At 45.9% G+C, this 23,897-nt stretch carries 26 protein-coding genes; 10 read left to right on the plus strand and 16 right to left on the minus strand.

All coding sequences use genetic code 11. From position 1 onward, the window contains the following. Window positions 1-5 precede the first annotated feature (5 nt). The 14 genes from tolA to aspS form a co-directional block, all read right to left on the minus strand. Window positions 6-1,106 carry a cell envelope integrity protein TolA gene (tolA, locus tag J4N39_RS09395; RefSeq protein WP_252018465.1) on the minus strand — a complete coding sequence of 367 codons (1,101 nt, stop codon included), beginning with the start codon at window positions 1,104-1,106 and terminating at the stop codon, window positions 6-8. Between the two features lie 19 nt (window positions 1,107-1,125). Beyond that, window positions 1,126-1,566: an ExbD/TolR family protein gene (locus J4N39_RS09400; protein WP_252018467.1), complete on the minus strand. Its 441-nt coding sequence runs from the start codon at window positions 1,564-1,566 to the stop codon at window positions 1,126-1,128. A 2-nt stretch (window positions 1,567-1,568) separates the two neighbouring features. Further along, window positions 1,569-2,252: a protein TolQ gene (gene tolQ, locus J4N39_RS09405; protein WP_252018469.1), complete on the minus strand. Its 684-nt coding sequence runs from the start codon at window positions 2,250-2,252 to the stop codon at window positions 1,569-1,571. Then, window positions 2,242-2,664, minus strand: a complete 423-nt coding sequence (ybgC, locus tag J4N39_RS09410) for a tol-pal system-associated acyl-CoA thioesterase (protein WP_252018472.1) — start codon at window positions 2,662-2,664, stop codon at window positions 2,242-2,244. The genes tolQ and ybgC overlap by 11 nt, the downstream gene beginning before the upstream one ends. A 136-nt stretch (window positions 2,665-2,800) precedes the next feature. Further along, window positions 2,801-3,100, minus strand: a complete 300-nt coding sequence (ybgE, locus tag J4N39_RS09415) for a cyd operon protein YbgE (protein ID WP_252018474.1) — start codon at window positions 3,098-3,100, stop codon at window positions 2,801-2,803. Between the two features lie 59 nt (window positions 3,101-3,159). Continuing rightward, window positions 3,160-3,270 carry a cytochrome bd-I oxidase subunit CydX gene (gene cydX, locus J4N39_RS09420; RefSeq protein ID WP_190335611.1) on the minus strand — a complete coding sequence of 37 codons (111 nt, stop codon included), beginning with the start codon at window positions 3,268-3,270 and terminating at the stop codon, window positions 3,160-3,162. Window positions 3,271-3,282: 12 nt separating this feature from the next. Further along, entirely contained in the window at window positions 3,283-4,419 is a 1,137-nt protein-coding gene (gene cydB, locus J4N39_RS09425; RefSeq protein ID WP_252018476.1) for a cytochrome d ubiquinol oxidase subunit II, read from the minus strand. Between the two features lie 17 nt (window positions 4,420-4,436). Continuing rightward, complete coding sequence (cydA, locus tag J4N39_RS09430; protein ID WP_252018478.1) at window positions 4,437-6,023, minus strand: cytochrome ubiquinol oxidase subunit I; 1,587 nt, start codon at window positions 6,021-6,023, stop codon at window positions 4,437-4,439. A 467-nt stretch (window positions 6,024-6,490) separates the two neighbouring features. Then, complete coding sequence (gene ruvB, locus J4N39_RS09435; RefSeq protein WP_252018481.1) at window positions 6,491-7,495, minus strand: Holliday junction branch migration DNA helicase RuvB; 1,005 nt, start codon at window positions 7,493-7,495, stop codon at window positions 6,491-6,493. An 8-nt stretch (window positions 7,496-7,503) separates the two neighbouring features. After that, the gene (gene ruvA / locus J4N39_RS09440) at window positions 7,504-8,115 is read right to left on the minus strand and encodes a Holliday junction branch migration protein RuvA (RefSeq protein WP_252018483.1); all 612 of its coding nucleotides are present in this window, start codon (window positions 8,113-8,115) and stop codon (window positions 7,504-7,506) included. Window positions 8,116-8,194: 79 nt separating this feature from the next. After that, complete coding sequence (gene ruvC / locus J4N39_RS09445) at window positions 8,195-8,716, minus strand: crossover junction endodeoxyribonuclease RuvC (protein WP_252018485.1); 522 nt, start codon at window positions 8,714-8,716, stop codon at window positions 8,195-8,197. A gap of 103 nt (window positions 8,717-8,819) precedes the next feature. Then, window positions 8,820-9,278, minus strand: a complete 459-nt coding sequence (locus J4N39_RS09450) for a hypothetical protein (protein WP_252018488.1) — start codon at window positions 9,276-9,278, stop codon at window positions 8,820-8,822. Then, complete coding sequence (locus tag J4N39_RS09455; protein WP_252018490.1) at window positions 9,278-9,832, minus strand: TIGR02594 family protein; 555 nt, start codon at window positions 9,830-9,832, stop codon at window positions 9,278-9,280. The genes J4N39_RS09450 and J4N39_RS09455 overlap by 1 nt, the downstream gene beginning before the upstream one ends. A 207-nt stretch (window positions 9,833-10,039) precedes the next feature. Continuing rightward, a complete protein-coding gene (aspS, locus tag J4N39_RS09460; protein ID WP_252018492.1) occupies window positions 10,040-11,818 on the minus strand; it encodes an aspartate--tRNA ligase in 1,779 nt (592 codons plus the stop codon). Between the two features lie 255 nt (window positions 11,819-12,073). On the opposite strand from aspS, the gene J4N39_RS09465 reads away from it, so the two are divergent. The 6 genes from J4N39_RS09465 (at window position 12,074) to J4N39_RS09490 (ending at window position 18,205) form a co-directional block, all read left to right on the plus strand. After that, a complete protein-coding gene (locus tag J4N39_RS09465; protein ID WP_252018495.1) occupies window positions 12,074-12,928 on the plus strand; it encodes a DUF72 domain-containing protein in 855 nt (284 codons plus the stop codon). Window positions 12,929-13,028: 100 nt separating this feature from the next. Continuing rightward, window positions 13,029-13,757 (plus strand): carboxy-S-adenosyl-L-methionine synthase CmoA, encoded by a 729-nt coding sequence (gene cmoA / locus J4N39_RS09470; RefSeq protein WP_252018497.1) that lies wholly within the window; start codon window positions 13,029-13,031, stop codon window positions 13,755-13,757. Between the two features lie 87 nt (window positions 13,758-13,844). Beyond that, window positions 13,845-14,819 carry a tRNA 5-methoxyuridine(34)/uridine 5-oxyacetic acid(34) synthase CmoB gene (cmoB, locus tag J4N39_RS09475; protein ID WP_252018499.1) on the plus strand — a complete coding sequence of 325 codons (975 nt, stop codon included), beginning with the start codon at window positions 13,845-13,847 and terminating at the stop codon, window positions 14,817-14,819. A 128-nt stretch (window positions 14,820-14,947) separates the two neighbouring features. Next, window positions 14,948-15,691 (plus strand): putative ATP-dependent zinc protease, encoded by a 744-nt coding sequence (locus J4N39_RS09480; protein WP_252018501.1) that lies wholly within the window; start codon window positions 14,948-14,950, stop codon window positions 15,689-15,691. A gap of 24 nt (window positions 15,692-15,715) precedes the next feature. Then, window positions 15,716-17,224, plus strand: a complete 1,509-nt coding sequence (locus J4N39_RS09485) for an inactive transglutaminase family protein (protein WP_252018503.1) — start codon at window positions 15,716-15,718, stop codon at window positions 17,222-17,224. Window positions 17,225-17,227: 3 nt separating this feature from the next. Further along, window positions 17,228-18,205, plus strand: coding sequence for an alpha-L-glutamate ligase-like protein (locus J4N39_RS09490; protein ID WP_252018505.1), 978 nt, complete (start codon window positions 17,228-17,230; stop codon window positions 18,203-18,205). Between the two features lie 195 nt (window positions 18,206-18,400). Here J4N39_RS09490 and J4N39_RS09495 read toward each other — a convergent pair whose 3' ends face one another. Both J4N39_RS09495 and cysS read right to left on the minus strand, forming a co-directional pair. Next, on the minus strand, window positions 18,401-18,979 hold the full coding sequence (locus J4N39_RS09495; protein ID WP_252018507.1) for a thymidine kinase: 579 nt from the start codon (window positions 18,977-18,979) through the stop codon (window positions 18,401-18,403). A 209-nt stretch (window positions 18,980-19,188) separates the two neighbouring features. After that, window positions 19,189-20,574 carry a cysteine--tRNA ligase gene (gene cysS, locus J4N39_RS09500; RefSeq protein WP_252018509.1) on the minus strand — a complete coding sequence of 462 codons (1,386 nt, stop codon included), beginning with the start codon at window positions 20,572-20,574 and terminating at the stop codon, window positions 19,189-19,191. Between the two features lie 210 nt (window positions 20,575-20,784). Between cysS and J4N39_RS09505 the strand changes: the two genes are divergently transcribed. The 4 genes from J4N39_RS09505 (at window position 20,785) to J4N39_RS09520 (ending at window position 23,876) form a co-directional block, all read left to right on the plus strand. Next, on the plus strand, window positions 20,785-21,279 hold the full coding sequence (locus tag J4N39_RS09505; RefSeq protein WP_252018511.1) for a peptidylprolyl isomerase: 495 nt from the start codon (window positions 20,785-20,787) through the stop codon (window positions 21,277-21,279). A 47-nt stretch (window positions 21,280-21,326) separates the two neighbouring features. Next, window positions 21,327-22,064, plus strand: coding sequence for a UDP-2,3-diacylglucosamine diphosphatase (gene lpxH / locus J4N39_RS09510; protein WP_252018514.1), 738 nt, complete (start codon window positions 21,327-21,329; stop codon window positions 22,062-22,064). A gap of 74 nt (window positions 22,065-22,138) precedes the next feature. Next, on the plus strand, window positions 22,139-23,347 hold the full coding sequence (locus J4N39_RS09515) for an EAL and HDOD domain-containing protein (RefSeq protein WP_252018516.1): 1,209 nt from the start codon (window positions 22,139-22,141) through the stop codon (window positions 23,345-23,347). A 25-nt stretch (window positions 23,348-23,372) separates the two neighbouring features. Further along, complete coding sequence (locus tag J4N39_RS09520) at window positions 23,373-23,876, plus strand: YchJ family protein (RefSeq protein ID WP_252018518.1); 504 nt, start codon at window positions 23,373-23,375, stop codon at window positions 23,874-23,876. The last annotated feature ends 21 nt before the right edge of the window (window positions 23,877-23,897 follow it).

Consider the following 23,897-nt stretch of genomic DNA (forward strand, 5'->3'; position numbering starts at 1 on the left):
TCCTTTTAATCCAATTCTACCGTTAAATTGATATCTTTAAGTTTATTTGCGACATCAGAATCTGCTGGGACAGGGAAGCTCCCTACCTGTGTAATAGCACTCTTGGTTGCAGTGCAAACTCGGCTATCACCATCAAGTGCATTTGCACTACGAACAATGCCTTCGCCACCAGCATGCACAAGCTGTATGTTAACTCGACATGTTTTTCCACGATAAGAGTCATCAATGCGCAACTTGTTTTTTATCAGCTGCTTATAAATCTCGCCATACCTAGAAACTTCATCAGCAACAAAACGTTGCTGCGCAGAGCTGTTTGCCGCTTGCTCGCTTTCAAGCCCGGAGAAAATATCGTTAAGCGCAGCTTCTTGCTGTTTACGCTCACGCTCTAGTCGCTCAAGACGCTCTTTCTCTTTACGCGCTTTCTCGGCCGCTTCAGCTGCCGCTTTCTCTTTTGCAATACGGTCGCGTTCAGCTTTTTCAGCGGCTTCTTTTTCACGACGAGCTTTTTCTGCCGCCGCTGCCGCCGCTTTTTCGCGCTCTATGCGTTCTTTTTCTGCTTTAGCAATTGCAGCCTGTTTAGCTACTCGCTCAGCTTCGGCTTTCTTGATCGCTTCTTCTTTGGCTAGGCGCTGCGCCTCGGCTTTTGCAATCGCTGCTTCTTTTTCTTTACGCTGGGCTTCAGCTTTGGCAATGCGTTCTTGCTCTTTACGCACTTTTTCTGCTGCTGCGATGCGCTCTTGTTCTTTCTTAACACGAGCTTTTTCAGCATCTCGAGCTGCTTTGTCTGCTTTGGCTTTGTCTTCTTTAAGCTTGCGAATACGAGCTTCTTCCGCTTGGCGGTTTTTCTCTAGTTGCTCGCTTTGCTTACGCAATTTGTCCAAACGTTCCTGCTCAGCACGAGCAGCTGCATCACGCTTTTGGCGGATCTCGTTAGCCTGCTGCTGAACCAATTTCGGGTCAATGACAACAGCCTGAACCATGTTGCCGCTGTTTTGCGGTTTATCCATAGTAAAGTCTGTTCCCCACAGCAAAGCCGCCACCAGCAATGCATGCATTGCCAGTGAAATAGTGAGCGCTGAAGTGAAACCTTTTTTATTCTTCTTCATCGATTAACCGATGTCTTCCCTATTTGAGATCAGTCAACAAGCCTACTTTCGTAACACCTGCTTGATTCAATTCATCCAAAACTAATACGACTTCGGCATATGGAGTTTGTGCATCCCCACCTACGGCAACCGGAGAGTCTGGTGTTAGCGAAAGCTCTGCTTTTACTCGAACGATGATCTCTTCAAGGCTCATGCCTCGCATCATATCTTCGTTGTTTACACTCAGTCCCAGCTCACCATTTTCATCCACTTCGACGATAATAAAGCCGCCTGCACTATCACCCGCAAGCTCTGAAGCAGGCTTAGCACTGGTGGTTTTTGGCAGCTCAACATCAACACCTTGGGTAACAAATGGCGAAGTCACCATGAAGATAATCAGTAGTACCAACATTACGTCGATGTATGGCACTACGTTGATTTCGGCCGTCAGTCTGCGTTTTTTGCGCTGATATCCCGCCATAGTTAGTCCTTCTCAGCCATCGCCTGGCGGTGCAGAATACTGTGGAACTCTTCAGAGAAAGTGGCGTAAGCATGCTCAACTTTTGCCACTTGGTTGCTCAGGCGGTTGTAAGCCATTACCGCAGGAATCGCAGCGAACAGACCCATTGCCGTAGCAATCAATGCTTCGGCGATACCCGGAGCAACCATCGCAAGTGTGGCTTGCTTTACTTCACCCAATGCGATGAAAGCGTGCATGATGCCCCATACCGTGCCAAACAGTCCGATGTAAGGGCTGATAGAGCCTACTGTTGCCAAAAATGGTAGGTTGGTTTCCAACTCATCCACTTCACGAGACACCGCCACACGCATCGCACGACCTGTACCGTCCATCACGTATTCAGCTGACGCACCGTTGGTGCGACGAAGCTTGGCAAACTCAGTGAAACCTTGATAGAAGATCTGCTGAGCACCATCGATAGTTTCTTTGCGTGCTTTCACTTCTTGGTAAAGCTGTGACAAGTCGATACCTGACCAAAACTTGTCTTCAAATTTTTCTACGTCTTTCTGCGCTTGGTTAAGAACTTTGGTGCGCTTGATGATCATTGCCCACGAAACCACAGACATCCCCATTAGGGTCGCCATCACTAGCTGTACTAGCAGGCTCGCTTCTAGAATAAGACCAATAATTGAAATTTCAGCAGTCACTTAGTTTTAACTCCGCAGTAATTGAGCTTGGAATCGCTTGAGGTTTCATTTGCTCTGGATTGATGCATGCTACCTTAACTTGTGCTTTACACAATAATTTGCCATCAGGATTGACTAACTCCTGACAGAAAGCAATGGTGGCACGCTTTAGTTCAGAAATGGTTGTTTTTACGGTTAAATGATCGTCAAGACGAGCGCCCTGGATAAAGTCGATATCCATGTGGCGAACAACAAATCCAATGTTCTGATCAAGTAACACCTGTTGAGAGACTCCAATCGAGCGAAGGAGTTCCGTTCTTGCTCGTTCAAAGTATTTAAGATAGTTAGAGTGGTAAACGACCCCTCCTGCATCCGTATCTTCGTAATAGACCGTGACAGGCCAAGTAAATACAGATTGGTTTATTCCTTCCACAACAGTTCCAGCTTGTTCCAAGTTATAGGTGTACTGTCTCTATGTTGCCTAAGCCATTGGAAAAAGAAAAAGGTTTTTTTGTGACAAGGGATAAAAATGAGAGCAGTTGGGTGAAAACCGCTCTCATTTGGATGATTCATAAGCACAAAATGCTGAGGTAAGTGAGCACTGCACTTGGGATATAAGGGCTAAATAAGGTCTGCCATAGCCAAAAACGAGGTTTAAAGCCGATGCCATAAACCATACTAGAGCACAGACTTAGAACAAATAAGACGCCTAGCCAAGGTTCAAAACCACCAATGCGCTGCGCATATTGTTCTGGTTCCCACATGAATAAGCCCACGTGAAGAAACGCCACTATCATGACTAAGGCCCTGAGGATACCTTTATCCATAGGCTGATGAACACGTGTCAGGGTTTGGTTTAATTGACTCATACCTTCTCCATAAAATTAGACCCCGCCAGTGCGAGGTCTAAGTGATAATGTCAGCGAGATTACTCTTCGCTATCTTTATCCATCATTTCACTATGCTCTAACCAAAGAGCATTGATGATACCGAATGCACAGGCAAGTAGAACGCCTAGAATCCAAGCAAAATACCACATGGTGAATGCTCCTTAGTAAAGTGAGTTTTTGTTTTCTTCGATGAACTTGCTGTCCAAACGACCAAACATTTTGTAGTAAGTCCAAGCGGTGTAAGAAAGGATGATTGGTACCATCACAATCGCAACACCCGTCATCAGGTTAAGCGTTAGCTCACTTGATGTTGAATCCCACATGGTCAGACTCACGTCTGGGTTCAGGCTCGAAGGCATGATGAATGGGAACATAGCAAAGCCTGCTGTCAGTACTACACCTGCTTGAGTCAAGCTCGATGCAATAAATGCAATCGCACCCTTCTCAAAGCGTGAAGCAATCACGGCGATAAGCGGCATAACCACACCAAGGATAGGTGCAGCCCACATTAGAGGGTACTTCTCAAAGTTTGCCATCCAAGCGCCTGTAACTACCGCCACTTCTTTGTTCAGTGGGTTAGATTCAGCAGCGATGTCTAGCTCACTAGTGATCACGTAGCCATCAATGTTTTGAACCCAGAAACCAGCAGCGACAAATAGAACCACAACAGCGATACCTGTCACTTGAGCCAACAGACGTGCACGGTCATGTACTTCGTCAGTGGTCTTCATTTGCAGCCATGTAGCGCCTTGCATAAGAATCATTGATAGGCTCACCAAACCACACAGCAGTGCGAATGGGTTCAATAGACCAAAGAATGAACCGTGGTAAGTTGGCATCATGAATTCACTTAGGTCAAATGGTACACCCTGCAACAGGTTACCAAATGCAACACCAAAGATGATCGGTGGAACAAAGCCACTTACAGAGATCGCCCAGTCCCAAGCATTACGCCATTTGGTGTCTTCCAGTTTCGAGCGGTAATCTAGGCCAATTGGACGCAACCATAGCGCCGCTAGCGTCACGATCATTGCTAAGTAAAAGCCAGAGAATGACGTTGCGTAAACCAGTGGCCAAGCCGCAAATAGCGCACCACCTGCGGTGATAAGCCAAACTTGGTTACCGTCCCAGTGAGGGGCGATCGAGTTGATCATGATACGGCGCTCAGTGTCACTCTTACCGATGAACGGTACCATGGCACCAACACCCATATCAAAACCGTCGGCGATAGCGAAACCGATGCAAAGCACACCGATCAGCACCCACCAAATTAGTCGTAAGATTTCGTAATCAAACATGGTTTATTCTCCCTGCCTTAAGCTTCTACCTGACGGCTCACTTTGTCTTCGACAGAGTTTGCGTTTTGTTCGAAGTGGTAGCGACCTGTTTTCAGGCTGCTTGGTCCTTTACGTGCAAATTTAAGCATTAGGTAAACTTCTGCAATCAAGAACACTGTGTAAAGCGCAAGGATTGCAAATAGTGATGTCCATAGCTCGGCTGCTGTTAGTGCGGATGCTGCAACATGTACCGGAAGGATTTCACCTACCGCCCATGGCTGACGACCGTATTCCGCAACAAACCAGCCCGCTTCGATAGCAATCCAAGGGAGTGGAATGCTCCAAAGCGCTGCTTTAAGAACCCAAGGTTTTTGTTCGATTTTCTGGCGACAAGTTTGCATAAACGCCGCACCAAATACGAATAGCATGATAAAGCCACAGCCAACCATGATACGGAACGACCAGAATAGCGGCCAAACCGTTGGAATAGAATCATCCGCAGCCATCTGAATTTGCTCTTCAGACGCATCAACTACGTTTTCTGTGTAACGCTTGAGAAGTAAGCCGTAACCTAGGTCACCTTTCACTTCATCAAATGCGGCTAGGTTTTGCTCAGTACGCTCACCTGCACGTAGCTTCTCTAGAAGCTCGTAGGCATACATACCAGTACGGATGCGATCTACGTGCTCATCACGCAATTCACGTAGACCTGTTACTTCTTCAGTCACAGAACGTGTTGCGATAATACCCATTACGTAAGGGATCTTTATAGCGTAATCTGTTTCCATTGTTTCTTGGTTTGGCAGACCAAACAGAGTAAACGCCGCTGGGGCTGGCTCTGTATGCCATTCCGCTTCAACAGCGGCCAACTTCACTTTCTGAACTTCACCCAGCTCATAACCAGACTCATCACCTAGTACGATAACTGATAGGATAGAAGCCATACCGAAAGACGCTGCAATCGCAAATGAACGGCGAGCAAACGCCACATCACGGCCTTTAAGTAGGTAGTATGCACTGATACCAAGAACAAACATCGCACCACAGGTATAACCCGATGCTACTGTGTGTACAAATTTCACCTGTGCTACTGGGTTTAGTACCACTTCAGAGAAGCTGACCATTTCCATACGCATGGTTTCGAAATTGAACTCAGCGCCGACTGGGTTTTGCATCCAACCGTTTGCGACAAGAATCCACAGTGCAGAGAAGTTTGAACCAAGAGCAACTAACCAAGTGACTGCCAAGTGTTGGCGCTTAGATAGACGATCCCAGCCAAAGAAGAATAGACCGACAAAGGTGGATTCAAGGAAGAAGGCGACGAGGGCTTCGATGGCGAGTGGTGCCCCGAATATGTCCCCTACGTAGTGAGAATAGTAGGACCAGTTCGTACCAAACTGGAATTCCATGGTAAGGCCGGTAGCCACACCAAGTGCAAAGTTAATACCGAATAGCTTACCCCAGAACTTGGTCATGTCCTTGTAGATTTGCTTGTCGGTCATTACGTACAACGACTCCATGATGGCTAGTAGGAAAGCCATACCTAAAGTCAGTGGAACGAACAGGAAGTGATACATTGCCGTGAGTGCGAATTGCAATCTCGACAGATCAACTACATCAATCATGATAACTCCTTTCGTGTCGGCTGAATGACACCACACAAAGCTTCTGATTTTTAAGGTGATTTTGAGCAAAATAACCAGTACCAAAAGGCACTTGTTACCACCTATAAACCTTTGTTAGCAATATGTATTTTTTTGGTTGATTATTTGTTAAGTAACAGCTAATATAGCTGGAACTAATATTAATCCTATTCCTTGCCAGTTTCAAAGAGTTTGTTTAACTTTTCGCGTTGATCTGCATCAAGTTTTCCTTCTCCCAAGCGCACAAAAAACAACCAAAATGATTTAAATCAACTTCAATGCGCATTTGTTGTTAAGCAGACGTGACTATAGTCACGAAATATCGGTTGATTATTTAGAAACTTAATACTTTTTGGGTAGATGATTGATAAGAAAAAATTGCAGATAAGAACTGACGTTCATAAGAAAGGAGTCAAAAAAGGCATGATATCGAAATCATGCCTTAGTTTTTATTTTTGCAAGCCGAAGTGAAGATAAGCTCTATCTGTTGCAATCCTGCCGCGAGGTGTTCGCTGCAAATAGCCTTGCTGGATCAGATACGGCTCGATCACATCTTCAATGGTATCTTTCTCTTCGCCGATGGCGGCGGCCAAGTTGTCTAAGCCTACCGGACCACCACTGAATTTTTCCATGATGGCCAACAGTAGTTTTCGGTCCATGTAATCGAAGCCTTGGTTGTCGACGTCTAACATGTTAAGTGCTTGGTCAGCGACCTCTGAGCATATGTGTCCGTTCCCCTTCACTTCCGCAAAGTCTCGAACCCGTCTTAGCAAGCGGTTAGCGATTCGCGGTGTGCCTCGGGCACGGCGAGCGACTTCTAACGCACCATCGCTTTCCATTGACAGCCCCAAACAGTCCGCACTGCGCTGCACGATGTTTTGCAGATCTTCCACTTTGTAATATTCAAGGCGCTGCACGATCCCGAATCGGTCACGAAGTGGCGAAGTAAGTGATCCTGCTCTTGTGGTTGCCCCGATTAGGGTAAACGGAGGCAAATCAATTTTAATCGAACGTGCCGCAGGCCCTTCGCCAATCATGATATCGAGTTGGTAGTCTTCCATCGCTGGATACAGCACTTCTTCTACCACTGGACTCAAACGGTGGATCTCATCAATGAACAGCACATCATTTTCTTCAAGGTTAGTTAACAGCGCAGCGAGATCGCCAGCTTTTTCTAACACAGGGCCAGATGTGGTTCGGATATTCACTTCCATCTCGTTGGCAACGATATTGGCAAGTGTGGTCTTACCCAAACCTGGAGGGCCGAAAATTAGCAGATGATCGAGCGCTTCACTGCGGTTTTGCGCCGCTTTGATGAAGATCTCCATCTGGTTACGGACGTGATCTTGGCCCTGATAGTCTTGGAGTTTTTTAGGACGAATCGCACGATCAATCACTTCTTCATCTTTGAAGACGGGATTATCAGGGGCGATTAAACGGTCTGCTTCAATCATTCGCTATCCTAAACCATCGATTTTAGTGCTTCACGGATCACGGCTTCACTGCTCATCTCCGGTTTCGCCACTTGAGAGACAACTTTTGTTGCTTGAGGAGCTTTATACCCCAGTGCGACAAGCGCTGCGACCGCTTCATCAATTGCGCTATCTTGGCTAGCAGTGCTATCGATTGGCGCAGCGTCAGTGGCGGGTGTAAACAGATCGCCTTCACCCCAACCTTTCAGACGGTCTTTCATTTCCACCACGAGGCGCTCTGCGGTTTTCTTACCAACACCGGGCAGTTTTACTAAGGTTGAGATATCTTCTCGTTCAACACAAGAAACAAACTGAGCAGCTGTCATACCAGATAGAATAGCTAGACCCAATTTTGGTCCCACACCGTTGGCTTTGATTACCTCACGGAACAACGCTCGCTCTTTAATCGTATTAAAGCCATAAAGCAGTTGTGCATCCTCACGAACCACAAAATGCGTATAGATAATCGCTTCTTCACCAACGTTAGGAAGTTCGTAGAAGCAACTCATTGGCATTTGGACTTCATAACCCATACCACCAACATCAATCAGTAGCTCTGGGGGTTGCTTATCAATGAGTGTGCCGCGAAGACGTCCGATCACGAGAGTTCCTTAGGTTTTATTTGGTTTAAGCGGATAATAATAGATAACTGTATGGATAGCCAGTTCAATATCATGGGGGTTAGCGGTAGCGCCCTTTTTTGGCGCTCGTGGCTTTCCCCGCCATGGCAAGCAAGGTTTTATTGGTGTTGGCATGACAGATGGCAACGCCTAGGGCATCGGCGGCATCGGCTTGTGGACGAGCAGGTAGTTTAAGCATGTGTTTCACCATGTGCTGAACCTGGGTTTTATCTGCACCACCAGTCCCAACTACCGCTTGCTTAATTAACCTTGCGGCGTATTCGTACACTGGCAGCTCTGCGTTAACGGCGGCAACAATTGCACTACCACGGGCCTGCCCTAGCTTAAGTGCTGAGTCCGCATTTTTCGCCATAAACACTTGCTCAATCGCAAACACATCCGGCTGAAATTGGGTGATCACCTCAGACACCCCAGCGTAAATCTGCTTGAGTCGCCCGGGCAGATCGTCACATGAAGTTTTGATGCATCCACTGCCAAGATACTGCAAATGGCGACCTTGTTGGCGGATCACCCCATATCCTGTGATACGAGAACCGGGGTCGATACCTAAAATGATGGACATGTTTATTGTTGAACCACTGTTTGTTTATACAGAGGAATTATATCGAAATGAAAAAAAAATGCCCGCTAAAAACCACATTTCGGAGAATATAATCTAAATCGATTCAATTACAATGAGTGAATGATTTAGCATCACCACCTCTTAAGCTCCTTACTGCATCTGTTGCAATAGCTAAAAGCTCTTCTGAATAAGGAAACTCAGCTCCTACTCCTGCCCAGTAGTACCCTCCTTTATCCTGACATAGGCTTAAGATGACTGGCTTTTTGTTTAGGTTAAACTTTTCATCAGTTTGTACCGATATATCAAAGTTCAGCTTTCTAACTGAGTTCCCTTTAATAAGTTCCAGCACCTCTATTGATACAGAATATGTGTCACCTTCCCCTGTAATTGAACTAACTTTCTCTGCACTTAAATATTGGACAACCGCAGTGAAAGGCGTGTTTTGCACTGACTTGGTTAAAAAATCTTTTTGTGAATAAGGAATATCTGCATTTGTGATAGAGCTAAATAAAGTCACCATCACAAAGAGGCTTGCATTCGTATTTAATCTAGAAACCATCATTACTCCTCACTTCCTGCAACAACCGATGATGCTGTATAGACTGGCAATATTCCTTCGGAAGCATCAATATCACTCGGTAATACAAAGGTTTCCCATACGTGAGCAGGATAACGTGCGATGCTTACCTTATCTCCTTGGTTCCCTCCCAATATAAAAAGGTATTTTCCGGTAGAGCTTTTGCCAACAACAAATCCGACATGGCCACCGCCTCTTCGGCTTTTAATCGCTATAGAGCCCTGTAGTGGACTCTCAATGACCTCCCCAAACTCTTTCCATGATTTAGCCCTAAACGCATTTTTAACTGGTGAGTAACCATTGCTTTTCATGACATAGGCAACAAATGATGCACACCAAGCGTTTTGCCCACCTGAATCATCGGTTCCCCAAAATTTTGACGCTGTAAAGTATTGTAAGACTCTTGGATTGGCTTTCACTCCCGGAATTTCACTTTGACCAAGCTCTTTGTAAGCACTTTTCATCCAAGGTGCAAAATTGAATAGCCTAGCCTTCGTACTATCAAATGGTTGTGGCAATTTATTTGTTGTCTGGTTCATCACGATTGGCCCATCATTTATTTAAAAACAACACGATAAAAGCCAAATCAGACATGACCTAATTATTATTAGATGTTGTGCGAAACATCTCTACACGAGAAGAAACTGGTTAGAATTTAGTCTCAAATTTAGAAAACATCCTCGATTTCATGCAAAAAAAATACCCGCCAATAGGCGGGTATCCTGATTTCAAAGTCAGAAAGTAGATTACTCTTCTTCTTTCTTCTCTGCCGCTTTAACAGCAATCGCTAGCTCTTCAAGCGCAGCTGGGTTCGCTAGGCTTGGTGCGTCTGTTAGTAGACAGCTTGCGTTGGTTGTTTTCGGGAATGCGATAACGTCACGGATGTTTTCCGTACCACATAGCAGCATAACTAGGCGGTCAAGACCGAATGCTAGGCCAGCGTGTGGTGGTGTACCGAACTTAAGTGCGTCTAGTAGGAAGCCAAACTTCGCTTGCTGCTCATCCGCTTCGATACCTAGGATATCGAATACTGTTGATTGCATTTCAGCGTTGTGGATACGTACTGAACCACCACCAACTTCGTAGCCGTTGATAACCATATCATAGGCATCAGAGTTTGCCGCCGCTGGGTTCGCTTTTAGTTCTTCTGGCGATACGCCTAGAGGAGAAGTGAACGGGTGGTGCATTGCGTGCAAGTTGCCTTCGTCATCTTCTTCAAACATTGGGAAGTCAACAACCCATAGTGGCGCCCATGCAGAAGTATCCGTTAGCTCAAGGTCTGTACCTAGTTTCAGACGTAGTGCACCCATCGCTTCAGAAACAGTGTTTGCTTTGTCTGCACCAAATAGGATGATATCGCCAGTCTCAGCGCCAGTGCGCTCAAGAATGCCGTTGATCACTTCTTCATTTAGGAACTTAGCTACAGGAGACTGGATACCTTCCATGCCAGCTGCACGGTCATTAACCTTCATCCACGCTAGACCTTTCGCACCGTAGATACCTACGTAATCACCGTAACCGTCGATCTGCTTACGAGTTAGCTTAGCGCCACCTGGTACACGGATAACCGCTACACGACCTTTTTCGTCGTTTGCTGGGCCTGAGAAGACTTTGAACTCTACATCTTTCACTAGGTCAGCAACGTCTACTAGCTCTAGTGGGTTACGTAGGTCAGGCTTATCAGAACCAAAGCGACGCATTGCTTCGCTAAATGGCATTACTGGGAACTCGCCAAGGTCTACGCTTAGGAGCTCTTGCCACATTTCACGAACCATCTTCTCAGTAGTTGCACGAACTTGGTCAGCAGACATGAAAGAAGTTTCGATATCGATCTGAGTAAACTCTGGCTGACGGTCAGCACGCAAGTCTTCATCACGGAAACATTTAACGATTTGGTAGTAACGGTCAAAACCAGACATCATCAGCAGCTGCTTAAATAGCTGAGGTGATTGTGGCAGAGCGTAGAAGCTACCTTTATGAACACGGCTTGGTACTAGGTAGTCACGCGCACCTTCTGGTGTCGCTTTGGTTAGCACAGGTGTTTCGATATCTAGGAAGTCGTTGTTGTCTAGGAAACGACGAACAAAGCTAGATGCTTTCGCACGTAGCTTGATGCGATCGCTCATCTCTGGACGACGTAGGTCTAGGTAACGGTACTTAAGACGCTGCTCTTCTGAGTTCTTCTGGTTGAAGTCTAGCGGCAGAACGTCAGCACGGTTGATGATCTCAAGGCCTTTAGCGATGATTTCTACTTCACCCGTTGCCATGTCTTTGTTGACTTGGCTGTCTGGACGAACACGTACTTCACCAGTTAGCTTGATGCAGAATTCGTTACGAAGCTGATTGGCAACTTCATACGCATCAGCCATATCCGGGTCAACAACAACCTGAACAATACCTTCGCGATCTCGCATATCAATGAAGATAAGACCGCCTAAATCACGGCGACGGTTTACCCAGCCGCACAATTCTACTGTTTGTCCTGCAAGGGACTTGTTCAGGTGACCACAATAATGGCTACGCATAGTGAATTCCCAATCTTTGTTAGTTTAAAAATCTGTCCATCGTTACAGTCGAAAAATGCTGTAACGCAAACCGCCACTTATACGCCAAAAACCGTGAAAAATCGACCTTTTGACGTCAGTTATCTCATCTTTTATCAAGCTTTGATGGCTTTTACAGCAAAAAGCGTCCAAATATCCATCAAAGCAAAAATTAGCGGCTGATTATAGCCCGAAATAACAGTAAGGTGTATCGAGCAATTTTACCTTGAGGTTCACGTGTTAAAACTTGGTCTTACTCTTTGGTCTCACGCTAACTGGCAGAGCAGCTTTTACGGAAAAGGCACTGCGCCCAGCGAACGCCTAGCAAAATATGCGCAAGTATTTGGAACAGTTGAAGGCAATACCACCTTCTATGCCACGCCGAGCGCTGCCACCGTGAATAACTGGAGAGACGCCACTTCTGATGAGTTTCGCTTTACCTTTAAACTACCTCAAGCCATTACCCATAGAAACTCTCTGCACCATAGCCAACAGGAACTGCGAGATTTCATCAATATCATGGCACCACTGCATCAAAAAATTGGTCAATGGACCATACAGTTGCCTGCGCACTTTTCACCAGCCGATCTCCCTCGCTTAAAGAGTTTTTGCGCTCTGTTTCCTGAAGATTTCAACTTGGGAGTGGAAGTTCGTCACTTAGAATTTTTCGCTAAAGGTGAGGCGGAAAAAGCGTTCAATCAGTGGCTGATTGAGTCTGGCCACAATCGGGTCATTATGGACAGTCGCCCAGTATTTGCCGCAGAGCCAACGTCAGAAGCTGTGATAGATGCGCATCAGAAAAAGCCTAAAGTCCCTGTTCATGCTATCGCTACAGCGACACGACCGATGATACGTTTTATTGGACACCCTGATTTAGAAGCTAACCAAGCGTTTTTCAATCCATGGCTAAAAAAGCTGCCAGAGTGGATATCCCAAGGGATTGAACCCTACTTGATGATTCATACTCCAGATAACGTTCTTGCGCCAGAACTTGCACTCGCTTGCTACCAAAAACTAGGGGAAATCGTTTCACTGCCTGAACTTTCCAATTTCCCTGCTCAAGCAAATAATCATCAACTCAAGATGTTTTAGGCTTGTGTGGTGACAAACCACACTTTTTTGCATAAAATACGCGCCCTTTTGTAACAGTAGCGTACAGCATTAAACCTGTAGGCCTTTTAGGTGTGTGACGATGAGTTCTAAAGACACAATCTTTTCTGCCCCAATCAATAAAATTGGTGACTTTACTTTTGACGAGCGTGTTGCGGAAGTTTTCCCAGATATGATCCAACGCTCGGTTCCGGGATACAGCAATATTATCTCGGCAATTGGTATGTTGGCAGAAAGGTTTGTTAAACCACATTCTAATGTCTATGACTTGGGGTGCTCACTCGGCGCTGCAACCTTGTCTATGCGTCGTCACATTCAGCAAGAAGGCAGCAAAATCATTGCGGTCGATAACTCATCGGCGATGGTTGAGCGATGCAAGCTCCACGTCAACGCTTACCGAAGTGATACGCCTGTAGATGTTATCGAAGCTGACATCCGTGAAATCGAGATAGAAAATGCCTCAGTGGTGGTTTTAAACTTCACTTTGCAGTTCCTTTCTCCTGCGGATCGTCAAGCGCTGCTCGAAAAAATTTATGCTGGTCTGCGCCCAGGTGGCATCCTGATTCTGTCTGAAAAATTCGTGTTCTCTGATGAAGAAGCGAATGAGCTACTTATCGATTTGCACCACGACTTTAAGCGCGCCAACGGCTATAGCGAGCTTGAGATCAGCCAAAAGCGCAGTGCTATTGAAAACGTGATGCGCCCAGACTCGATTGAAACCCACAAAGCACGATTTGAGGCGATCGGTTTCTCAAGCAATGAAGTTTGGTTCCAGTGCTTTAACTTCGGCTCGATGTTTGCTGTTAAGTAAGCGGCTAACGGCTAACGGCTAACGGCTAACGGCTAACGGCGAGTATAATCACTCACAATAACTTTTTACTATTTAATTTGAGACACCATGTTCAATTTTGCTAATTTTTACCAACTTATCGCTCAAGACCAACGCCTACAGCCTTGGCTGAACATCCTGCCACAACAGTTGACTGACTGGCAGAATGCAGAACATGGTGACTTTGACCGCTGGCTACGCGCGCTCAAAAAGATCCCTGAGGGCACCCCAGATAACATCGAACTCAAAACTGAGTTTAAGCTGGGCAACAACGAGCCACTTCATACTGGTGAAGCGAAAAAGCTGGAAAATTTGCTTAAGACTTTTCACCCTTGGCGTAAGGGGCCATACACGGTTCACGATATTCACATCGATACCGAGTGGCGCAGTGACTGGAAGTGGGATCGCGTGCTGCCGCATATCTCACCGCTAAAAAACCGTAGTGTTCTTGATGTCGGCTGTGGTAACGGTTATCACATGTGGCGCATGCTTGGTGAAGGTGCTCGCTTATGTGTCGGCATCGACCCGTCACATCTATTCCTAGTGCAATTTGAAGCGATTCGTAAGCTGATGGGTGATGACCAACGTGCACATCTTTTGCCACTAGGTATCGAGCAACTGCCTGAGCTTAATGCTTTTGATACCGTGTTTAGCATGGGTGTGCTTTATCACCGTCGTTCACCTCTGGACCACCTTATCCAACTCAAAAACCAACTGGTTGATGGAGGTGAGCTAATCCTCGAAACCTTGGTGATTGAAGGCGATGAAAACGCAGTTTTAGTGCCGGTCGATCGCTACGCTCAAATGCGTAACGTTTACTTCTTCCCATCGGCAAAAGCGCTGAAAGTTTGGCTTGAGAAAGTTGGATTTGAGGACGTACGTATTGTTGATGAGAACGTAACGTCTATCGGTGAACAACGTACTACAGAATGGATGACGCACAACTCTTTACCTGATTACTTAGATCCTAATGACCCAAGTAAAACGGTCGAGGGCTACCCTGCTCCTCGCCGAGCGGTTCTTGTGGCAAAAAAGCCAGCTTAGTTGGTATTTCGTGCAGTCAATCTGTATCTGACCTGAGATTAACATAAGGATGCTTCACGCATCCTTTTTTATCATATACACTTTTATTAATTTCAACGCACAACCCTCTGTGTTCTATAAGGTAAAAGATGTACAGACCAATAACCGCAATGGTAATCATCGGCACCCTGTCAGGCTGCGCTTTGATGGATGGTGAAAAATATTCTCAAGCGACAATCGACGCAATAAACCAATCAGAATCCAACCTTCAGCAACGTCTCGATACGTTCAATGTGGAAATTGAAAACCAAAACAGCCAAATTGATGCGTTAAATAGCGAGCTTGCCAAGCTTCGTAAAGATGTGAAGAAACTTCGCAATAACCAAAGCCAACTGATTGCGGCAACCAAGATCGAAACCACCGAAGAAGAGATCGTTGTAGTACCAACCAGTGCTGCTCCGTCGAATACCATAGTGCTGGGTGGCATTGAGAAAGTAAAAATCGATACTATCAAAGCCCAATTTGATGCCCGCGTAGATACTGGTGCGGCAACCTCATCTATTGACGCTACAGACGTTCAAGAATTTGAACGCAATGGCAAAACTTGGGTAAAATTCCATATAAATGACAAAGATGCGCCAGCAGACGAGAAACATTGGGTCGAAGCGCCTATCCTACGTACAGCGAAAGTACGTCAAGCCAGTACCGATGATTCGGAAAAACGCATTGTTGTTGAGCTTTGGGTCCAACTTGGTGAACTTCACCAAAAAGCGCAGTTTACCCTAGCCGACCGTTCACACATGGCACATCCTGTACTGCTTGGCCGTGAATTTATTCAAGACATTGCTTTAGTCGATGTCAGCAAGACTTATCTTTTATCCGATAAGAAATAAATCTAAATAAAAGGACGATTATTTATGACGTCAAAAGTGCCGTTCTATTTTGCCGTGGCTGCACTGCTGTTTGCAGGTATAGCGTTAAGCGTGCTGCGCCACAACGATTACGGGGTTCCATGGACGCCGGGGGAAACCCGTCAAATCTGGGATGTGGAAGCGCGAGTAGAATTTACCGCCCAAAATAAACCCGTCAAAGTCTCTCTGGCAGCGCCAGAGACTCAAGCGGGTTTTACCCTAATCAATGAGAGTGCTTCATCTCCTGGCTATGGTGTCGCTTATGTCGCGACCGATACTGGTCGCCGTGCTGAGTGGAGTGTTCGCCATGCAACCGGTGCTCAAACCATCTATTACAAAACCCAGTTTTTGGTCGACGACCAAGCAAAGGTTGAGCCTATTGCACCAAGCAGTGACCCTATCGAAAAACCAATTTTTGATGGCCCGCAAGATGCTGCTGCCCAATCGATCATAGAGCAAGCGACTAAACGCAGTGCTGACGACGTCACTTTTGCCCGCGAACTGATTAAGCAGCTTAACGATGATGATAGCCAAAATGCTTCACTGTTGCTCAACGGTCAAGATAAGGTAGCGCTGACAGCGAAGCTTCTAAGCTATGCAAACGTGCCGAACAAACAAGTTGGTGTTATCACACTTGAAGATGGTCGTCGCCGTCAATTGATTTCATCAATGATCCAAGTATGGAACGGTCAAGATTGGCAGCTGTTTGATGTTACTACCGCAGACCAAGTAGCGAAAGATAACCTACTGATCTGGGACCAATCGAACGTTTCATTGCTAGACGTTATTGGTGGTAAGAACAGCCAAGTACACTTCTCCATGATTGTTCAGGAAGTGACTCCGCAACAAGCCACTGACCAAAAAGTTGCTGCTGACAGCCTACTAAACTTCTCGATCCATAGCTTGCCGATTGCAGAACAGTCGATGTTTAAGACCATCATGCTGATACCAATTGGCGCACTGATTGTGGTGTTCTTGCGTGTCATCGTCGGCCTGAAAACCTCTGGTACCTTCATGCCAGTGCTGATTGCGGTTGCATTTGTGCAGACCTCACTGGTAACAGGTATTGTTGGCTTCTTACTGATTGTTGGTACGGGTCTAGTGATCCGTAGTTACCTTTCTAAGCTCAACCTACTGCTGGTTGCTAGGATATCTGCGGTCATCATCACGGTTATCTTGATTATTTCGGTATTTACCATCATCTCATTCAACATAGGTTTGAGCGAAGGTTTAACAATCACCTTCTTCCCAATGATCATCCTATCTTGGACCATCGAGCGTATGTCGATTCTATGGGAAGAGGAAGGCGGTAAAGAAGTATTTATTCAAGGTGGTGGGTCACTGCTTACCGCTGTATTGGTTTATCTAGCTATGACCAACACATACATCCAACACTTGACCTTTAACTTTATCGGTCTGCAGTTGGTGGTATTGGCAGGTATTCTGCTTCTAGGTACTTACACAGGCTACCGTCTAACAGAGCTACGTCGCTTTAAACCTCTGGCGGAGGACTAAGTTATGTTTGGGACATTTACTTCCCCATTTAAACTCAAGTCTCGGGGCATCATGGGTATGAACCAACGTAACCACGGTTACATTGGTAAATACAATGATCGTTCAAAATATCCACTGGTGGATGACAAGCTAAAGACCAAGATCATCGCTGAGCGCCACGGAGCGACAACGCCAAAGCTGATTGGTGTGATTAACAACCAAGCCGAAGTTAAAACTATCCATAAAATGGTTAAAGACTGGCCGGGCTTTGTGATTAAGCCTGCGCAAGGCAGTGGTGGTAAAGGCATTTTGGTAGTAACTGAGCACAAAGATGGTGTCTACACCAAGCCATCTGGCTCGACTATCGGTAAAGAAGAGGTCGAGCGCCACATCAGTAATGCACTGGCGGGTCTGTTCTCACTCGGTGGCAAGAACGATGTAGCCGTTGTAGAGAACCTAATTAAGTTCGATGACTGCTTCGATGGCTTTAGTTATGAAGGTGTGCCAGACGTACGAATTATCGTATTTAAAGGCTACCCTGTGATGGCAATGATGCGCCTATCCACTTCTGCATCGGATGGTAAAGCCAACCTTCACCAAGGTGCGGTCGGTGTAGGTATTGATATTGCGACGGGTAAAGCGATTCGCGCGGTACAATTTGACCAACCTATTACACTTCATCCCGATACTGATAAAGAGCTGGCGACACTGCAAGTACCCCACTGGGAACGCTTGTTGACCCTAGCTTCAAGCGCTTGGGAAATGACTGGCTTAGGCTACATGGGCACCGATATGGTGTTAGATAGGGAAGAAGGCCCAATGGTACTAGAGCTTAACGCTCGCCCAGGTCTTGCTATCCAAATAGCTAACGGCTGCGGGCTGCTACCTCGCCTTCGCCACATTGAAAATATGGGTGAACCAATTGAATACCCACGCCCAGCAGAGCGGGTGAAATATTCTATGGAGCACTTCAGTACTCAATCGAATTTTGAGCAAGATTAATTAGGTTCAAATAGCAAAAGGGCTGAAACATCGGTGATGTTTCAGCCCTTTTTTGATTCGCCCCTCCCCTTTTCAAGGGGAGGCTGGGAGGGGTTAAAATGCGATACATCGTTGAATGGCTTACTCAAACGTTACCCTGAATTTAACCCCCTCCAACTCCCCCTTGAAAAGGGGGAGAGCCTTTGAAGAAAAAACCTATTTCCCTAACGCTTCCTTATAATGACGACGACAAACCGACACATACTTGTCATTACCACCAATCGCCACCTGATCACCCTCTTTGATCGCATTACCATGCTCATCGGTACGGATCACCATATTAGCCTTGCGACCGCAGTGGCAGATCGTCTTAAGCTCGATCAGTTTGTCCGCCCAAGACAACAGATGTTTACTGCCTTCAAACAGCTCCCCCATAAAGTCGCTACGAAGACCGTAGCAAAGCACTGGAATGTTGAGCTTATCGACCACTTCCGTGAGCTGGTACACCTGCTGTTTCGAAAGAAATTGACACTCATCAACAAGGATACAATGGCGCTTCTCTTGCTCATCTAACGCTTTGATCTCATCAAATAAGTCAGTATCAGCACCAAACAACTGCGCTTCTGCTTGAAGGCCGATACGAGAGCTAACTTTACCAACACCGTAACGGTCATCTAGTGCCGCAGTGAAGATGACTGGGTTCATGCCGCGTTCTTGGTAGTTAAACGACGATTGAAGAAGTGTGGTGGATTTACCCGCATTCATTGCTGAGTAATAGAAATACATTTGAGCCAAAACGACTACCTAATTTAAATCTTTGAAAAAAAGGGCTTAGATAGCCCTGTCATTTGTCTCTGTAGCGTTAAAGCAAGCAAAGAATTAGCTCTCCCCCTTCTCCAAGGGGGAGCTGGAGGGGGTTCTGAGTCTTAAGTCAAGGCAAACGCACGACTCAAATCTGTTCAGCCCCCCTCCTAACCTCCCCTTCGAAAGGGGAGGAACTTCAGTTACTTACGTCGCCACGTAGTCCCTTCAGGACCGTCCTCTAGCACGATGCCAAGCTCATTAAGCTTATCGCGAGCAAGGTCAGCATTCGCCCAATCTTTATTGGCACGAGAGTCGTTGCGTAGTTTGATCAGTGCTTCGATTTCTGCAACTTCATCGTCGTCACCCGCAGCGCCGCCTTGTAGAAAGGCTTCAGGGTCTTGGTGAAGAATGCCGATAACGTCTGCAAGCTCACGCATCAGGGCACCTAGTGCTGATGCTTTCTCCAAATCATCGCCTTTCAGACGGTTGATTTCACGAGCCATATCAAACAGCACTGAGTAAGCTTCTGGTGTGTTGAAGTCATCATTCATCGCTTCTGTGTAACGAGTCACGTACTCTTCGCCACCCGCTGGTGCTACTGTAGTATCAAGACCACGCAGTGAAGTGTATAGACGCTCAAGCGCTGAACGTGCTTGGTTTAGGTTGTCTTCGCTGTAGTTCAACTGACTGCGGTAGTGACCAGACATTAGGAAGTAACGAACCGTCTCTGCATCGTAGTGCTGAAGTACATCACGGATAGTGAAGAAGTTACCTAGAGATTTAGACATCTTCTCTTGATCAACCATTACCATGCCACTGTGCATCCAAGTATTTACATACTGAGTATCGTGCGCACAGCAAGATTGAGCGATCTCGTTCTCGTGGTGTGGGAACTGAAGGTCAGAGCCGCCACCGTGAATATCAAAGTGATCGCCAAGAATTGATGAGTTCATTGCTGAACACTCGATGTGCCAGCCTGGACGACCTGGGCCCCATGGAGATTCCCACGTTGGTTCACCCGGCTTAGACATCTTCCATAGTACGAAGTCCATTGGGCTGCGTTTTGCGTGCTCAACGTCAACACGAGCACCCGCTTGAAGTTGCTCTAAGTCTTGACGAGAAAGTTTGCCGTAATCGTCGTACTTCTTCACTTCGAACATTACGTCGCCATTGTCACCAACGTAAGCAAAGCCACGCTCGATTAGACGCTCGACAAGTGCGATGATCTCAGCAATGAACTGCGTTGCACGAGGCTCTACGTCTGGGCGCTTCATGTTCAATGCATCAAAGTCTGAGTACATTTCGCCAATGAGACGCTCAGTTAAGTCGTCGCAGCTTTCACCGTTTTCATTCGCACGCTTGATGATCTTGTCATCTATGTCAGTGATGTTACGAACAAAAGTCAGGTCGTAACCTAGGTAACGAAGGTAACGAGACACAACGTCAAAAGAGACAAAAGTACGGCCATGACCAATGTGACAGAGGTCGTAGATGGTAACTCCACATACATACATCCCAACTTTTCCGTCAGTGATGGGCTTAAATTCCTCTTTTTGTCGTGTAAGTGTGTTGTATATCTTTAACATGAGCTCTATCTGGTCAGATTAATAAAAATGATAAGGAGTCGAGTATATCAATTCCTTGTATGCGTGGTAATAGCTGGGTGAACAAAAAGCCAAATCGCTGTATTGATTGGAGTTTAATTGCTCGTTATTTCAACAAGAGTTGATTGTGCGCCACTTTCCGCTAAAATTCACACTTTAATACCCGAACAATTACAATCAAAGGAACGTCCTATGATCATCCTTCACACTAATCACGGTGATATCAAAGTACAACTAAACGAAGAACAAGCGCCAAACACCAGCGCTAACTTCCTTCAGTACTGTCGTGACGGTTTTTACGACAACACCCTATTCCACCGTGTAATCGATGGTTTCATGATCCAAGGCGGCGGCATGACTTCTGGCCTTCGTGAGAAAGAGACTCGTGCTCCGATCAAAAACGAAGCGAACAACGGCCTAAGCAACAAAGTAGGTACGCTAGCAATGGCTCGTACTATGGAGCCGCATTCAGCAAGCTCTCAGTTCTTCATCAACGTAAACGACAACACTTTCCTAGACTTTAAATCAGAGTCTCTAGACGGTTGGGGTTACTGTGTATTCGCTGAAGTGGTTGAAGGCATGGACGTTGTAAACAAGATCAAAGGTGTTTCAACAGGCTCTATGGGTATGCACCAAGATGTTCCTCTAGAAGAAGTGATCATCACTGGCACCACTATCGAAGAGTAATTAATAACGGGGAAGGTAACTTCCCCGTTTTTTGAGTTAAATACACTATGTCCACCCTGTTTATCGCTGATCTTCATCTATCTCCTGCTCAACCAGAACTCACCCAATGCTTTACTGATTTTATCTACCGTGAAGCCTCACAAGCCAAATGCTTGTATGTACTCGGTGACTTATTTGATTTCTGGTTAGGGGATGACGACAATTCGGACTTTGCTAACGAGATTCGCCAAGCATTTTTGCACCTGACTCGTCAGGGGATTGAGTGTTACTTTGTGCATGGCAATCGTGACTTTTTAGTGAATAAAAAGTTTGCTAAAGACACCGGAGTCACCCTGCTCGGAGATGAGCACAAAATTACACTCTATGGCCAAGAAGCCGTCATATTGCACGGTGATACCTTATGTATCGACGACGTGCAGTATCAAGCGTTTCGAGCCAAAGTTCACCAACCTTGGCTACAATGGGTATTCAATAAGATCCCGATGGCGATAAGAAAAAAGATCGTTAAGAACATTCAGGGTAAAGCGAGAGACACCAAACAAGAAAAGTCTCAACAAATAATGGATGTCACTCCGGACGAAGTAGTTAAAGTGATGGATAAACATCAGGTTAACTTGATGATCCACGGTCACACGCATCGACCGGACCGTCACATATTGCACACAAAGCAGGGAGAAAGTGTGCGTATTGTCTTGCCTGACTGGCGAGATTTTGGCTACGCTCTTAAAGTAGAACCACAAGGAATGACCGAGTTGAAATTTCCTGTAAAGTCTACGCTAGGATAAGACGGTTAGTGTTCGAGCTCTGTCGGAAGTAAAAAGATAGAGTTGTTAGTCACGCATATATAAGAATTATCAGATTGAAATACGCATACGTCGCACGTCAGCCAATATTTGATACAGAAATGAACACAGTAGCCTATGAGCTACTGTTTCGTGATGGTCCTAAAAACACTTTCCCTGCTATCGAAGCTCAACTTGCCACTAGCCGTTTGCTGGTGGAACAGTTTTTGGGGGCGCATCAAAAAAGTTTCGGTAAGAAACGTGCCTTTGTTAACTTCCCTTATCAGAGCCTAATTGATCAGCTTCCAGAGCTATTCCCTTCCACCAGCATCGTGGTAGAGATCCTTGAAGATTGCGAGCCTACTGATGAACTGTTTGAAGCGATCAAATCGCTTTACAAAAATGGTTACACCATCGCTTTGGATGACTTTGTTCCCTCTCCAGAGTGGCTAAGATTTTTGCCTTACATTGCGATTATTAAGTTCGATATCATCACAGTTCCGATCGCTAAAGCCGAGCTGTTCATGAAAAAGCTCGCTAAAACGAAAATCGAATTTCTTGCTGAAAAAGTAGAGACTTATGAAGAGTATGAGCAGGCAAAAAAAGCAGGTTTCACTCTATTTCAAGGCTACTTTTTCGCTAAACCTGAAATCATTCAACGCAAAGAGATACGTCCATCATTTATTACGACTGTTCAGCTTTGTAAAGAGATAGCCAACGATGACATTAATTTCAATGCAGTAGAGAAGATTGTCGCATCCGATGTTTCTCTATCCTACAAACTGCTGCGCTCGGTGAACTCATCTGCCATGCTCCGCAAAGAGATCACCTCGTTTAAGCAAGCCCTAGTGTACCTTGGTGAAGAACGCTTAAAGCGCTTTGTCTCTATGATTGCTTTGGCGAGTACCTCTGAAGGCAAACCAAACTCTTTGTACTCGGCTTCAATCTCGCGTGCCCGCTTTAGTGAGTTGATAGCGAAAAACCATCCTCAGATGGAGCCAAGTTCAGCATTTCTAACCGGAATATTCTCTCTGCTCGATTCGCTGCTAGATCAATCTTTAGACGACATCCTTGAGTCGCTTCCGGTCGATCAAAGCATTAAGGATGCGCTTCTAAAAGGTGAAGGTGAGTTAGGTAAAACCATTGAACTGGTCAAAGCGTTTGAGCAAGCCAAGTGGGATAAAGTCGCCCAGCTTCGAGCAGAGCTCAATATCAAAGAAGATGAGCTAACCGATATCTATGACGATGCAATTATTTGGTCAAATGAACTGTTAACCCTCAAATAGCTTTAACGAATTTTAAGTACACTAAATGACAACACAATGCCCTTGTAACAGCACTCTGCCCTACGCTAAGTGCTGTGAACCCATACATCACAACCCCAAAAACGCCCAACAGCCAGTGCAATTGATGCGAGCTCGATACGCCGCACATGTATTAGGATTGGTAGATTTTGTCGTTGCTACCTATCACCCAAGTTGCAATGCCGAGCAAGACCGTCAAGCCATTGCCGAATCCATCGATAGTGACTGGCTAAAGCTAGAAGTGATCGCTCAAACCAATGGTAACCATGACGATGAAGGCTTCGTTGAGTTCAAAGCATATTTCCAACAAGACGGGGAAGAGTATTGCTTAGGTGAGCGCTCTCGCTTTGTTCGAGAGCAAGGTCAGTGGTATTACATAGATGGCATATTCCCTGAACAAGAACCTAAACTCGATCCTCGTCTACAACAGCCTGTTTCTAGCGTTAAGATTGGCCGCAACGACCCTTGTATCTGCGGTAGTCGCAAGAAGTTTAAGAAGTGTTGTGGGTGATTGGTAATCGGTAATCGGTAA

The sequence above is a fragment of the Vibrio sp. SCSIO 43136 genome (assembly GCF_023716565.1).
Classification (GTDB): Bacteria; Pseudomonadota; Gammaproteobacteria; order Enterobacterales; family Vibrionaceae; genus Vibrio.

Bases quoted from the DNA above. Each gene is read 5' to 3' on its own strand.
- tolA (WP_252018465.1), bottom strand. From the start codon at position 1,106: ATGAAGAAGAATAAAAAAGGTTTCACTTCAGCGCTCACTATTTCACTG.
- J4N39_RS09400 (WP_252018467.1), bottom strand. From the start codon at position 1,566: ATGGCGGGATATCAGCGCAAAAAACGCAGACTGACGGCCGAAATCAAC.
- ybgE (WP_252018474.1), bottom strand. From the start codon at position 3,100: ATGAGTCAATTAAACCAAACCCTGACACGTGTTCATCAGCCTATGGAT.
- cydX (WP_190335611.1), bottom strand. From the start codon at position 3,270: ATGTGGTATTTTGCTTGGATTCTAGGCGTTCTACTTGCCTGTGCATTC.
- cydB (WP_252018476.1), bottom strand. From the start codon at position 4,419: ATGTTTGATTACGAAATCTTACGACTAATTTGGTGGGTGCTGATCGGT.
- cydA (WP_252018478.1), bottom strand. From the start codon at position 6,023: ATGATTGATGTAGTTGATCTGTCGAGATTGCAATTCGCACTCACGGCA.
- ruvB (WP_252018481.1), bottom strand. From the start codon at position 7,495: ATGATTGAAGCAGACCGTTTAATCGCCCCTGATAATCCCGTCTTCAAA.
- ruvC (WP_252018485.1), bottom strand. From the start codon at position 8,716: ATGTCCATCATTTTAGGTATCGACCCCGGTTCTCGTATCACAGGATAT.
- J4N39_RS09450 (WP_252018488.1), bottom strand. From the start codon at position 9,278: ATGATGGTTTCTAGATTAAATACGAATGCAAGCCTCTTTGTGATGGTG.
- J4N39_RS09455 (WP_252018490.1), bottom strand. From the start codon at position 9,832: ATGAACCAGACAACAAATAAATTGCCACAACCATTTGATAGTACGAAG.
- aspS (WP_252018492.1), bottom strand. From the start codon at position 11,818: ATGCGTAGCCATTATTGTGGTCACCTGAACAAGTCCCTTGCAGGACAA.
- cmoA (WP_252018497.1), top strand. From the start codon at position 13,029: ATGAGTTCTAAAGACACAATCTTTTCTGCCCCAATCAATAAAATTGGT.
- cmoB (WP_252018499.1), top strand. From the start codon at position 13,845: ATGTTCAATTTTGCTAATTTTTACCAACTTATCGCTCAAGACCAACGC.
- J4N39_RS09480 (WP_252018501.1), top strand. From the start codon at position 14,948: ATGTACAGACCAATAACCGCAATGGTAATCATCGGCACCCTGTCAGGC.
- J4N39_RS09485 (WP_252018503.1), top strand. From the start codon at position 15,716: ATGACGTCAAAAGTGCCGTTCTATTTTGCCGTGGCTGCACTGCTGTTT.
- J4N39_RS09490 (WP_252018505.1), top strand. From the start codon at position 17,228: ATGTTTGGGACATTTACTTCCCCATTTAAACTCAAGTCTCGGGGCATC.
- cysS (WP_252018509.1), bottom strand. From the start codon at position 20,574: ATGTTAAAGATATACAACACACTTACACGACAAAAAGAGGAATTTAAG.
- J4N39_RS09505 (WP_252018511.1), top strand. From the start codon at position 20,785: ATGATCATCCTTCACACTAATCACGGTGATATCAAAGTACAACTAAAC.
- lpxH (WP_252018514.1), top strand. From the start codon at position 21,327: ATGTCCACCCTGTTTATCGCTGATCTTCATCTATCTCCTGCTCAACCA.
- J4N39_RS09520 (WP_252018518.1), top strand. From the start codon at position 23,373: ATGACAACACAATGCCCTTGTAACAGCACTCTGCCCTACGCTAAGTGC.